The sequence below is a fragment of the Streptomyces sp. PL-25 genome, assembly GCF_058344915.1.
In genome coordinates, this window is record NZ_CP136997.1 from 7,447,423 (window position 1) to 7,459,847 (window position 12,425).

11 protein-coding genes are annotated in these 12,425 nt (G+C 75.1%); 6 read left to right on the forward strand and 5 right to left on the reverse strand.

Annotated features, from left to right (window positions below; genetic code table 11):
• Positions 1 to 44: 44 nt before the first annotated feature.
• The 6 genes from R4Z62_RS32845 to R4Z62_RS32870 all read left to right on the forward strand — a co-directional run bounded on the left by R4Z62_RS32845 (position 45) and on the right by R4Z62_RS32870 (position 8,109).
• Positions 45 to 866: an FAD binding domain-containing protein gene (locus tag R4Z62_RS32845; RefSeq protein WP_382850356.1), complete on the forward strand. Its 822-nt coding sequence runs from the start codon at positions 45 to 47 to the stop codon at positions 864 to 866.
• On the forward strand, positions 863 to 3,586 hold the full coding sequence (locus R4Z62_RS32850) for a molybdopterin-dependent oxidoreductase (protein ID WP_064537009.1): 2,724 nt from the start codon (positions 863 to 865) through the stop codon (positions 3,584 to 3,586). Before R4Z62_RS32845 ends, R4Z62_RS32850 begins: the two co-directional genes overlap by 4 nt.
• Before the next feature lie 231 nt (positions 3,587 to 3,817).
• The gene (locus R4Z62_RS32855) at positions 3,818 to 4,573 is read left to right on the forward strand and encodes a (5-formylfuran-3-yl)methyl phosphate synthase (RefSeq protein WP_385502340.1); all 756 of its coding nucleotides are present in this window, start codon (positions 3,818 to 3,820) and stop codon (positions 4,571 to 4,573) included.
• A gap of 7 nt (positions 4,574 to 4,580) precedes the next feature.
• Positions 4,581 to 5,990, forward strand: a complete 1,410-nt coding sequence (locus R4Z62_RS32860) for an aldehyde dehydrogenase family protein (protein WP_491521712.1) — start codon at positions 4,581 to 4,583, stop codon at positions 5,988 to 5,990.
• Complete coding sequence (locus R4Z62_RS32865; RefSeq protein WP_491521713.1) at positions 5,987 to 7,093, forward strand: NAD(P)-dependent alcohol dehydrogenase; 1,107 nt, start codon at positions 5,987 to 5,989, stop codon at positions 7,091 to 7,093. The genes R4Z62_RS32860 and R4Z62_RS32865 overlap by 4 nt, the downstream gene beginning before the upstream one ends.
• Before the next feature lie 92 nt (positions 7,094 to 7,185).
• Positions 7,186 to 8,109, forward strand: a complete 924-nt coding sequence (locus R4Z62_RS32870) for a class I SAM-dependent methyltransferase (RefSeq protein ID WP_491521714.1) — start codon at positions 7,186 to 7,188, stop codon at positions 8,107 to 8,109.
• Between the two features lie 51 nt (positions 8,110 to 8,160).
• On the opposite strand, the gene R4Z62_RS32875 is transcribed toward R4Z62_RS32870, so the two are convergent.
• The 5 genes from R4Z62_RS32875 to R4Z62_RS32895 all read right to left on the reverse strand — a co-directional run bounded on the left by R4Z62_RS32875 (position 8,161) and on the right by R4Z62_RS32895 (position 12,281).
• Positions 8,161 to 9,384 carry a serine hydrolase domain-containing protein gene (locus tag R4Z62_RS32875; RefSeq protein WP_491521715.1) on the reverse strand — a complete coding sequence of 408 codons (1,224 nt, stop codon included), beginning with the start codon at positions 9,382 to 9,384 and terminating at the stop codon, positions 8,161 to 8,163.
• A gap of 171 nt (positions 9,385 to 9,555) precedes the next feature.
• Positions 9,556 to 10,221 carry a CBS domain-containing protein gene (locus R4Z62_RS32880; protein WP_385502347.1) on the reverse strand — a complete coding sequence of 222 codons (666 nt, stop codon included), beginning with the start codon at positions 10,219 to 10,221 and terminating at the stop codon, positions 9,556 to 9,558.
• A 71-nt stretch (positions 10,222 to 10,292) separates the two neighbouring features.
• Positions 10,293 to 10,745, reverse strand: coding sequence for a universal stress protein (locus R4Z62_RS32885; RefSeq protein WP_064537014.1), 453 nt, complete (start codon positions 10,743 to 10,745; stop codon positions 10,293 to 10,295).
• Positions 10,732 to 11,592: a dienelactone hydrolase family protein gene (locus R4Z62_RS32890; RefSeq protein ID WP_385502350.1), complete on the reverse strand. Its 861-nt coding sequence runs from the start codon at positions 11,590 to 11,592 to the stop codon at positions 10,732 to 10,734. The genes R4Z62_RS32885 and R4Z62_RS32890 overlap by 14 nt, the downstream gene beginning before the upstream one ends.
• 92 nt (positions 11,593 to 11,684) lie before the next feature.
• Entirely contained in the window at positions 11,685 to 12,281 is a 597-nt protein-coding gene (locus R4Z62_RS32895; protein WP_491521716.1) for an Rv1733c family protein, read from the reverse strand.
• Between the last annotated feature and the right edge of the window lie 144 nt (positions 12,282 to 12,425).

Sequence of the window (12,425 nt, forward strand, 5' to 3'; positions counted from 1 at the left end):
CGGACCAGTCGTCCCAGGCCCCTGTGGCTTGCTTCACTGCCGCCATGGACCTCAACACGGTGACGGAGATACGCGACGCCCGGCACCCGGCGCCCTGGCGGCCGGGCGACGCCTGGCTGGGCGGCGGCACCTACCTGTTCTCCGAACCGCAGCCGCACCTGCGCCGCCTGGTCGACCTCGGCCGCACCGGCTGGACCCCAGTCCACCGGCACCCGGACGGCGCCCTGGAGATCGCCGCCACCTGCACCATCGCCACGCTCTCGCAGTACGCGAAGACGCTCACGGACCCGGCGGCGCCCCTGTTCGAGCAGTGCTGCCGGGCGTTCCTCGCCTCCTTCAAGATCTGGAACATGGCCACCGTCGGCGGCAACCTGTGCAACGCCCTGCCGGCCGGCCCGATGACCTCCCTCACCGCCGCGCTCGACGGCGAGTGCCTGCTGCTCGCCCAGGACGGCACCCGGCGCAGGCGCCGCGTCACCGGCTTCGTGACCGGCGCGGGACGCAAGGACCTCGCCGAGGGCGAACTGCTGCGCTCGGTCACCCTGCCCGCCCGCGCCCTGGCCTGCCGCACGGCCTTCCGGCAGGCGTCCCTGTACGGCCTCGGCCGCTCCGGCGTCCTGGTCATCGGCGCCCTGGACCCGCTGGACGGCTCCCTCGCCGTCACCGTCACCGCGTCCACCGTCCGCCCGGTGCGGCTGTGGTTCCCGCTGCCGCCGACCGCGGCGGCCCTGCGCGAGGCGATCGGCTCGGCCGTCGCCGACGACCAGTGGTTCGACGACATCCACGGGCTGCCCGCGTGGCGGCGCCACATGACGTTCCGGTACGCGGAGGAGATCCGCCGGGAACTGGGAGAGGCGGCACGATGAGGATCGACGTCAACGGACGGCACCACGAGGAGGAACCCCGGCCCGGCCAGTGCCTGCGCACCTATCTGCGCGAGCGGGGCTGGTTCGGTGTCAAGAAGGGCTGCGACGCCGGGGACTGCGGCGCCTGCACCGTCCACGTCGACGGCAGGCCGGTCCACAGCTGTCTGTACCCGGCCTTCCGCGCCGACGGCGCCGCCGTCACCACCGTCGAGGGCCTCGCCTCGCCCGAGGGCGACCTCCATCCCGTGCAGCAGCGGTTCCTGGACGCCCAGGGCTTCCAGTGCGGCTTCTGCACCGCCGGATTCCTGATGACCACGGCCGCCCTGGACGAGGACAAGCTCGCCGACCTGCCCCGCGCCTTCAAGGGCAACCTGTGCCGCTGCACCGGCTACCGCGCCATCGAGGACGCCGTACGCGGCGTACGGAACGTGGAGGCCCCGGCGCCCGGCGAGGCCGTCGGGCGCAACCTGCCCGCCCCCGCCGGACCGCAGGTCGTGACGGGCACCGCCCGCTACACCTTCGACATCACGGTGCCCGGAATGCTGCACATGAAGCTGCTGCGCTCCCCGCACGCCCACGCCCGCATCACCGCGATCGACACCTCCGCCGCGCTGCGCGTGCCCGGCGTCCACGCCGTGCTCACCCACCACGACGCCCCCGGACGGCACTTCTCCACCGCCCGCCACGAACACCCCGAGGAGGACCCGGACGACACCCGCGTCCTGGACGACACCGTCCGGTACATCGGCCAGCGGGTCGCCGCCGTCGTCGCCGACAGCGAGGCCGCCGCCGAGGAGGGCTGCCGCCGGGTGGAGGTGACCTACGAGGTCCTCCCGGCCGTCCTCGACCCGGAGGAGGCCATGCGGCCGGGCGCACCCGTCGTGCACGACAAGGACGCCGCGACGGCACGCATCGCCCGCCCCCGCGACAACGTGGTCGGCGAGGCGCACGGCGAGATCGGCGACGTCGAGGCGGGCTTCGCCGCGGCCGACGCCGTCCACGAGGCCACCTACCGCACCCAGCGCGCCCAGCACGCCAGCCTGGAGACCCACGGCGCCGTCGCCTGGATCGACGAGGACGGCCGGCTCACCGTCCGCACCAGCTCCCAGACCCCCTTCCTCACCCGCCGCGCCCTGTGCGCCCTGTACGACCTGCCGCCCGAACAGGTGCGGGTCGTCGCGGGCCGGGTCGGCGGCGGCTTCGGCGGCAAGCAGGAGATGCTCGTCGAGGACATCGTCGCCCTGGCCGTGCTCCGGCTGCGCCGCCCGGTGAAACTGGAGTACACCCGCGCCGAGCAGTTCCACGGCGCCACCACCCGGCACCCGTTCACCGTCCACGTCAAGGCGGGCGCCCGGCGCGACGGCACCCTCACCGCGCTGCGGCTGCGCGTCGTGGCCGACACCGGCGCGTACGGCAACCACGGCCCGGCCGTGATGTTCCACAGCGTCGGCGAGTCCCTGGCGGTCTACCGCGCCCCGCACAAGAAGGTCGACGCCTATTCGGTGTACACGCACACCGTCCCGGCGGGCGCCTTCCGCGGCTACGGACTCGGCCAGGTGATGTTCGCCGTCGAGTCGGCCCTGGACGAACTCGCCCGGCTGCTCGGCATCGACCCGCTGGAGTTCAAGGCCCGCAACATCATCGGACCCGGCGAGGCCATGGTCACCCCCGGCGGCCACGAGGAGGACCTGCACATCGCCAGCTACGGCCTCGACCAGTGCGTCGCCGTCGTCCGGCGGGCCCAGGCGGAGACCGGGGCGGGACAGCCCGCCCCCGACGGCTGGCTCGTCGGCGAGGGCACCGCCCTGGCGATGATCGCCACCGGTCCGCCCGGCGGCCACCTCGCCGACGCCCGCGCCCGCCTGCTCCCCGACGGCACCTTCGACCTGGCCGTGGGCACGGCGGAGTTCGGCAACGGCACCACGACCGTGCACCGGCAGATCGCCGCGGGCGAACTGGGCACCACCGTCGAGCGCATCACCGTCCGCCAGTCCGACACGGACGTCGTACGCCACGACACCGGCGCCTTCGCCTCCACCGGCACCGTGGTCGCGGGCAAGGCCACCCTGCGCGCCGCCCGCGCCCTCGCCGACGTGCTCCTCGACTTCGCCGCCGCCCAACTGCGCGTGCCGCGGGCCGACTGCCGGCTCACCGAGGAGGCCGTGGTCCACCCCGGCGGGCGGCTCCCGCTCAAGGAACTGTACGAGAGCGCCCGCGCGGTCGGCGTCGAGTGCGCCGCCGACGGCCACTTCGGCGGCACCCCGCGCTCGGTCGCCTTCAACGCGCAGTGGTTCAAGGTGGCCGTCGATCCCGGCACCGGTGAGATCCGCATCCTGCGCAGCGTGCACGCGGCCGACGCCGGGCAGGTCATGAACCCGATGCAGTGCCGCGGCCAGGTCGAGGGCGGCGTCGCCCAGGCGCTCGGCGCCACCCTCTTCGAGAACGTCCGCATCGACGGACGCGGCGCGGTGGAGACGGCCGCCTTCCGCCGCTACCGGCTGCCCCAGTACGCCGATGTGCCGCGCACCGAGGTGCACTTCATGGAGACCGCCGACACCATCGGCCCGCTGGGCGCCAAGTCGATGAGCGAGAGCCCGTTCAACCCGGTCGCCCCCGCCTTCGCCAACGCCCTGCGCGACGCCACCGGCGTCCGCTTCACCGAACTCCCGCTGACCCGCGACCGGGTGTGGCTGGCGCTGCACCACCGGGGTGTGCGCTGACGGTCCGTCTGTGACCGGCGGCCGCACTCCGGCCTGCCGGGTGCGCGCCGGCGGGCCCGGTTCACGCCGGTGCGCACGGCGCACTGGGGGTGGTCACAGGCGCCCCATGAGGACTCCGCACGCTCTACCGGCGCTCACGGACGGAGTAAATGATGAGCACACCGCGCACGAACCAGGCGATCCGCACCCCTGCCCGCACGGCAGGCGGACCTGCGGCGGAAGGAGCCCAAGGTGTTGCTTCTCATCTCCCCGGACAGCGTCGAGGAGGCCCTCGACTGTGCGAAGGCCGCCGAACACCTCGACATCGTCGACGTCAAGAAGCCCGACGAGGGCTCGCTCGGCGCCAACTACCCCTGGGTCATCAGAGAGATCCGCGAGGCGGTCCCGGCGGACAAGCCGGTCTCCGCCACGGTGGGTGACGTCCCCTACAAGCCCGGCACGGTGGCCCAGGCCGCGCTCGGCGCGGTCGTCTCCGGAGCCACGTACATCAAGGTCGGGCTCTACGGCTGCACCACGCCCCAGCAGGCCGTCGAGGTGATGCGCGGCGTGGTCCGGGCGGTGAAGGACCACCGTCCCGACGCACTCGTCGTCGCCTCGGGCTACGCGGACGCCCACCGCATCGGCTGCGTCAACCCGCTCGCCCTGCCCGACATCGCCGCCCGCTCCGGCGCCGACGCGGCCATGCTGGACACCGCGATCAAGGACGGCAGCAGGCTGTTCGACCACGTCCCGCCGGACGTCTGCGCCGAGTTCGTACGGCTCGCCCACGACATGGGTCTGCTCGCCGCCCTCGCGGGCAGCGTGAAACAGGCCGACCTCGGTCCGCTCACCCGGATCGGCACGGACATCGTGGGGGTGCGCGGCGCGGTCTGCGAGGGCGGCGACCGCACCGCAGGAAGGATTCAGCCGCATCTGGTGGCCGCCTTCCGGGCGGAGATGGAGCAGCAGGCCCGGGAGCACGCCGCCGCCGTCCCCGCCGCGAACTGACCCCGGTATGCCGGACCTCCGAGCCGACACCGCGCCGGGACGCCGAGCCGAGCGTTTCGCCGTCCTCGACCCCGCCACCGGCGAGACGGTCGACGAAGCCCCCGACCAGCACCCCGACGAGCTGGACGCCGTCGTCGGCCGCGCCCACCGGGCCTGGCACGGCTGGCGCTCCGACGCCGCGGCCCGCACCACCGCGCTGCACGCGGCGGCCGACGCCGTCGAAGGGGCGGCCGACGACCTCGCCCGGCTGCTCACCCGCGAACAGGGCAAGCCCCTGGCCGAGTCGTACGCGGAGACCGCCCGCACCGCGGCCCGCCTGCGCTACTTCGCCGGCCTGGCCCCCAGGACCCGGCGGATCACCGACGGCCGGCCGGTGCACAGCGAGCTCCGCTGGCGCCCGCTGGGACCGGTCGCCGCGATCGTGCCGTGGAACTTCCCGCTCCAGCTCGCGGCGGCGAAGTTCGCGCCCGCGCTGGCCGCCGGGAACACCGTCGTCCTCAAGCCCTCCCCGTTCACCCCGCTCGCCACCTCGCTGCTGGGCTCCGTCCTCGCCGGTGTGCTGCCCGAGGACGTCCTGACCGTCGTCACCGGACGCGAACCCCTCGGCGCCCGCCTCGTCTCCCACCCGGGCATCCGCCACGTCACCTTCACCGGTTCGGTGCCCACCGGACGGGCCGTCGCCCAGGGCGCGGCGGCCTCCCTGGCCCGGGTCACCCTGGAACTGGGCGGCAACGACGCCGCCGTCCTGCTCGACGACGCCGACGTGGACGCCCTCGCCGACCGGCTGTTCTGGGCCGCGTTCCGCAACTGCGGGCAGGTCTGCATGGCCGTCAAGCGCGTCTACGCACCGGCCCGCATCCACTCCCGGGTGGTCGAGGCCCTCGCCGAGCGCGCGAAGAGCGTCGCCGTCGGCCCCGGCCTCGACCCGGACACCCGGCTGGGCCCGGTCAACAACGCCCCGCAACTGGCCCGCGTCGAGCAGGTCACCCGGCAGGCCCTGGCGGACGGCGCCCGAGCCGCGGCGGGCGGCCACCGGCTGGAGGGCCCGGGGCACTTCTTCGCCCCCACCGTCCTCACCGACGTCCCGCCCGGCAGCCCGGTCGTCACCGAGGAGCAGTTCGGCCCGGTCCTGCCGGTGCTGCCGTACCGCGACCTGGACGAGGCCGTCGAGGCGGCCAACTCCACCGGCTACGGACTGGGCGGCTCGGTGTGGGGCACCGACCTCGACCGCGCCGAGGCGGTGGCCGACCGCCTCGAATGCGGCACCGCCTGGATCAACCACCACGCCGAACTCTCCCTCGCCCAGCCCTTCGCGGGCATCAAGGACAGCGGCGTCGGCGTCGCCGGCGGACCGTGGGGGCTGTACGGAAACCTCCGGCCGTTCGTCGTCCACCGCCCGCGCGAGGACGGCCGATGAGGATCCAGGCGGCCGTACTGCGCTCCTGCGACAGCCCGTTCACCGTCGAGGAGGTCGACCTGCGGGAGGAGCCCGGCGCGGGCGAGATCCTGGTCGAGATCGCGGGCAGCGGCATGTGCCGGACCGATCTGGCGGTCCGCCGCTCGGCCGGGCGCAGCCCGCTGCCCGCGGTTCTCGGCCACGAGGGGGCCGGGGTCGTGGTCCGTACCGGCGGCGGTCCGGACACCGAGATCGGGGTCGGCGACCACGTCGTCCTGAGCTTCGACTCCTGCGGGCACTGCCGCAACTGCCGGGCCGCCGCCCCCGCCTACTGCGACTCCTTCGCCGCCCTCAACCTCTTCGGCGGACGCAAGGAGGACACCCCCCGGCTCACCGACGCGGCCGGGGGAGCGCTGGCCCCGCGCTGGTTCGGCCAGTCCTCGTTCGCCCGGTACGCGCTCGTGTCGGCCCGCAACGCCGTCCGGGTCGACCCCGCGCTCCCCCTCGAACTGCTCGGCCCGCTCGGCTGCGGCTTCCTCACCGGCGCCGGAGCCGTGCTGAACACCTTCCGCGCCGGCCCCGGCGACACCCTCGCGGTGTACGGCGCCGGAGCGGTCGGCCTGGCCGCGGTGATGGCGGCCACCGCCGCCGGCGCGCTGACCGTGGCCCTCGACCGGCACCCCGGGCGGCTGGCCCTCGCCGAGCGGTTCGGCGCGCTCGCGCTGCACGCCGACACACCCGGCCTGCCCGAGCGGATCGGGCGGCTCACCGACGGCGGCGCGCGGTACGCGCTGGACACCACGGCCTCGCCCCCGCTCATCAACGACGCGCTCCGGGCGCTGCGCCCCACCGGCGTCCTCGGCCTGGTGGCGCGGCTGCGCACCGCGCTGCCGCTGGAGACGGGCACGCTGGACCGAGGCCGCTCCGTCCGGCACATCTGCGAGGGGGACGCCGTACCGGGGCTGCTGATCCCCCGGCTCACCACACTGTGGCAGGCCGGGCGGTTCCCCTTCGACCAGCTGATCCGCACCTACCCGCTGGCCGCCGTCAACGACGCCGAACGCGACTGCGAGGCGGGCCGGGTGGTCAAACCCGTCCTGCTCCCCGAGGGAAGAGGCCGATGAGCCAGGCACGCAGCACCGCGGACTCACCCGGTCCGCGCCCGTATCCGACCGGCCGGCGCCTCACGGGCGCCGCTCCCGCCCACGGAGGCGACATGACCGGCACGGCGCCGCAGCACACCGAACCGGAGAACACCCGGGAGACCGAGGGCGTGGACGGGGGAGTGGGTCTGACCGCCCTCCTGGTCGCCGCCGCACGGGCCATCGAGACCCACCGCGACGACAGCCTGGCCCAGGACGTCTACGCGGAGCACTTCGTGCGCGCCGCACCCGCGTGCGCCGACTGGCCGGTACGCATCCACCAGGTCCCGGACGGCGACGGCAACCCTCTCTGGGGCCGCTTCGCCCGCTACTTCGGGCTGCGCACCCGGGTCCTCGACGACTTCCTCCTCGACGCGGTCCGCACCGGCGTCCGCCAAGTGGTCCTGCTCGGCGCGGGCCTGGACACCCGCGCCTACCGGCTGGACTGGCCGTCCGACTGCGCGGTCTACGAGGTCGACCGGGACGGCGTCCTGGCCTTCAAACACCGGGTGCTGGCGGAACTCTCGGCCACCCCGCGGGTCAAGCGCGTCCCCGTGCCGGTCGACCTGCGCGGCGACTGGGTCACCGCGCTGACCGGCGCCGGCTTCGACCCGGCCGCACCGACCGCCTGGCTCGCCGAGGGCCTGCTGTTCTACCTGCCGGCCCCCGCCGAGACCTATCTCGTCGACACGGTGGACCGGCTGAGCGCCCGGGGCAGCGCACTGGCCTTCGAGGCCAAGCTGGAGAAGGACCTGCTGGTCTACCGCGACAGCGCCATCTACACGGCGACGAGGCAGCAGATCGGCATCGACCTGCTCCAGCTCTTCGACAAGGGACAGCGCCCCGACTCCGCGGGCCGCCTCGCCGCCACGGGCTGGTCCACCGCGACGCACACCCCCTTCGACTTCACCCGCAGGCACGGCCGCGGCCCGCTCCCCGAGCCGAACGACGCGCTGGAGGGCAACCGCTGGGTGTTCGCGCACAGGACGCGGGAGTGACCTCCACCGGGCGGGCCGTCGAGGTGCGGCCCGGTGCGCCCCCGGTGGCGGTCACCGCTGCCCGCCGCGGCCCGCGGCGCACAACGCGTGGTCGACGAGACGGGTGACGTCCTGGATCTGCCGCACGGCGCTCTCCTCGTCACCGGGCCGGCTGTGCAGCGCCACGGTGACGGAGGCCCGCCCGTCGGCGGTCGCGGCGGGCCACACCAGATAGCCGAACCCGTCGCCGCTGTGCCCCCAGGAGCCGCCGCCGCAGGACAGCGGAATCCGTTCCAGACCGAGACCGTAGCGCGTACCGGGCGGCGAGCCGTGACCGGGCGGCACCTCGACCGTGCGCCGCATCTCGGCCAGTTGCGCGGGCGCCAGCAGCTCGCCGCGCGCCAGCGCCCCGAAGAACCGGCCGGTGTCCGCCGCCGTGCTCACCATCGACCCGTCGGCGTCCCCGTCGAAGGGCAGATAGGCGACGGTGGTGTCGGTCAGCGCCCCGCCCGGCTCGAACTGCTGGTAGTCGCGGGCGTGCGGAGCGGGCAGGAACGGCCGGTCGCCGGGGGCGAAGGTGTGCCCGAGCCGCAGCGGACGCACGATCCTGGCCCGCACCTCCTGCTCCCAGGACCGGCCCGTGACCGCCGCGATCACCATCCCCGCGAGGACGTAGTTCGTGTTGGAGTACGCCCAGCCCCGGCCGGGCGCGAAGAGCGGCGGGTGCCGCAGGGCGAACGCGACGCGCTCCGCGGAGGTGTACGTGGTCCAGCGGTGCGCGCGGTACCCGGCGGCGCTCAGCTCCGGCACCACGTCACCGACGTAGTCGGGCAGCCCGCTGGTGTGCTGGAGCAGCTCGCGCAGGGTGATCCGGCGCCCGTCGTTGCCGTGGCCGCGGACCACGCCCGGCAGCCACCGCTCCACCGGATCGTCCAGCGACACCCGCCCCTCGCCGACGAGTTGGAGCAGCACGGTCGCCACGAACGTCTTCGTGGTGCTGCCGATCCGCACATACCCGTCCGGAGGCACGGGCCGCCCCGTGCGGAGATCACCCACCCCGCTGCGTGCGGTGGTGGTCCCTCGCGGTGTCTCCAGCCGGACCGACACCCCTGTGACACCATCGGCGCGCAGCGCGTCGGTGTCCTCTTGCAGCACGGACGTGCGCGCGGCGGCCGCCGCTCCCGCCTGTGCCGGCACCAGCGGGGCGAGGGACAGCAGAGCGAGGACGGCCGCGATACGTGAGGCGGCCCTGGGGCGAAAGGTACGGAAGGGGGCTCTGGGGCGGGCGGTCGGCATGCGGGCAGCCTAGGAGCGGCCGGAGCGGCCGGGCCATCCTGCCAGCGGGAGGTTCGGAGGTCGGGTTGTCCACAGGCCGGGGCCGTCGCGCCGCCGTACGCCCCGTCGTGCCGTTCTCCCGCTCTCCCGTTCTCCGCTCCCGCTCTTCCGCCCGCGCCGCGTCGGCCGTCCTCAGCGCGGACCGGCCGGACCCGTACCGCTCGGGGCGCCGGCGTCCACGGTGACGGAGACGACCCCGTCGACACCCCGGCACAGCCGCTCGATCACCGGTACGAGGCTTCGCTCCGGCACGGACCCCGTGAGCGCGGCCCGGCCGTCCTCCACCGTGACCGTGAAGTCGTCCGGTGCGAGCCCCAGCGTGCGCACGAGGACGTCCGAGGCGATCTCCTCACGGATCGCCTCGTCGCGGCGCAGGAAGATCCGCAGGAGGTCGCCCCGGCTGACGATCCCGGTCAGGACGCCCCTCTCGTCCACCACGGGCAGCCGTTTGGCCCGGTGGGCGTCCATCGTGCGCGCGGCCTCGACCACGCTCCACCCGGGACGGGCGCACACCGGGGGAGCGGTCATCACCTCCGCCGCGACGGCCCCCTCCGATGCCTCGTCAGTGAGGTCGGAGGCGCGCTGCGGGAGCAGTCCCGCCGGGTCGGGGCGGCAGGCCACCCGGTGCAGCAGATCGGCCTCCGACACCACGCCCAGCGGGTGGCCGAGGTCGTCGACGACGGGGACGGCGCTCACGTCGTGCTCGGCCAGCGTCCGCGCCACGTCCTTGAACGAGGTGTCCCGCCGTACCCGGACGACGTCCTGCGTCATGAGGTCTTCGACCGTTCGGTGCTGCATGTTCTCTCTCCTCGGATCCTCTCCGGGCTCTTCGGTCCGCTCCCGGCGGTACGCCGCTGTCGCCCGGCGGGTCAGGTGCTCCCGTCGTGCTCCTCCCGCACCACGACGACCGGGCAGGCCGCGTACTGGGCGCAGCGCTGGCTGACCGAGCCCAGCATCGCGCGGCCGAAACCGCCGTGTCCGCGCCGGCCGACGACGAGGACGTCCGCCCCCTGCGAGGCACGGATCAGTACCTCCGAGGGGTCGCCCTCGACGAGGCGCTCTCGCAGCCGCTCCGGGCGCTCGTCGCCGAAGACGGTGCGCAGTTCCCGGGCGAAGCGCTCGCGGGCGTGGTCCATGTCGAAGTCGGGGTCGATGACCAGTCCGCTCCAGCTGAACTCCGTGGGCGTGCTCCAGGCGTGGACCGCCTCCACGGCACCGTCCACCAGCCGCGCGTACCGGACCGCCCAGTGCAGTGCCGCACGGGACGAGGGGGAACCGTCCACCCCGACGACCACCGTGGGACGTGACTCAGCCGATGCCATGAGCGCCCTCCGCTCGAACGTCGCGCTCCCCGTCCCCACGCTGCCAGTCCTCCTGCCCGGCGGCCGGCCGGGGAGCGCCGCCGGGCACGGCAGCCGGGGCGGCGGGCGCGGCCAGGTGGGCGGTGAACCAGGCGCGGCTGCGCTCCGCGAGGTGTTCCAGCGCGCCCGGTTCGGCGAACCGATGCCCGGCGTCCGGTACGACGTCGACGCGCGGGGCGCAGCCCATCCAGTCCGCCGCCAGCCGGGTCGGGCCGATCAGCCGGGTGTCCAGCGCCCCGACGACGAACAGCGTGGGGGCGCGCACGCGGGCCAGGGCCGCAGGGCCGGCCAGCTCGGGGCGGCCGCCGGCACTGACCACACCGCGGACGCCGTCGTCGGCCGCCGCCGCCTCCAGGGCGGCCCCGGCGCCGGTGTCCGTCGCCCAGTAGCCCACGGGCAGGCCGGTCTCCCGGCGCAGCCAGTCCGTCGCGGCGCGCAGCCGCCGGGCCAGCAGCGTGACGTCGAAGACGCAGTGCGGACTGCGCCCCTCGTCCTCGGTCAGCAGGTCGAGCAGCAGGGTGCCCAGACCCGCGCGCCGCAGCGCCGCGGCGACCTGCCGGTAGCGGGGATCGCGCGCCGCGCCGGTGCCCGCGTGCGCGAGGGCCACCACGGCGGGGGCCCGCGGGGGCAGCGCGAGGAACCCGGTCATACGTGTCTGCCGCGCGGGCACCTCCACAGCCCTGCCCGGCGCCGATCCGCTGCCCGGTTGCGGCCCCTTGCCCGGTTGCGGCCCGTTGCCGGGCACCGGTGCCTTCGCCGGTCGCCGGGCGGGGCGCTGTCCCGTGTCCGTGTGGTCGCTGTGGCGCATGTGCCGCCTCCTGGCGCTCGTTCCGGCGGACACCCGACCGCGGTGGGCCGGGCCCGGTGTGCGCACCACGTCTTCAGCATGTCCCCGGCCCGTCAGCCCGTCTTCTGGTCCCACTTCGGACCGACGACCTCCCACTCCGTTCCCCACCGTTCGTACAGGCGCCGGTCCAGGCACCAGCGCGCGAGGGCGGCCGTGCCGTAGGTGAGACCGGCGAAGGAGAGGGCCGCCGCCCCGCCGAACAGGGCGGCCTGGGTGTGCGCCTCGGCCGGTCCGGGCGGCTCGGTGGTCAGGGCGCCCCGGCCGTTCTGCCAGACGGTGATCGCCGTCCCGGCGGGCAGCCCGCTCGGCACCAGGGTGCGCGCGGTGCGCGTCGTGCCGTCCGGGGCGGTCCAGCGGACCCGGGCCGGTGTCTCGGAGCCGTCGGTCGACGGGGACAGACTGCGGGGTGCGTCGGTGAGCAGCACCGCCGCCGCGGCCTGCCGGTCGGCACGCTGACCCGCGAACTCCTGCCCGGCCGCCCGCGCCGTGACCGTCCACACGAGCGCGCCGCCCACCAGGACCAGCACCCATGTCAGCAGTGCGATCCAGCCCTCGGCGACGTCCTCGCGGCGCCGCAGCGGGTTGCCGTGCCACCGCCACAGCAGCCGCCTCGCACGCCGGGTGTGCCTCGGATGTGTCATGCCGCTCATCGGGCGCCACCTCCCTGCCCGGCCTCTCGCTTCCGAAGGTGCCAGGCGGGCCGCCGTGACGCTTGGGCCGGACAGCCCTCATTTCCCGGGGACCTTCTGCCGGGGCGCGGACGAGCCGGTCGGCGTGCGGACGGGGCCGCCCGG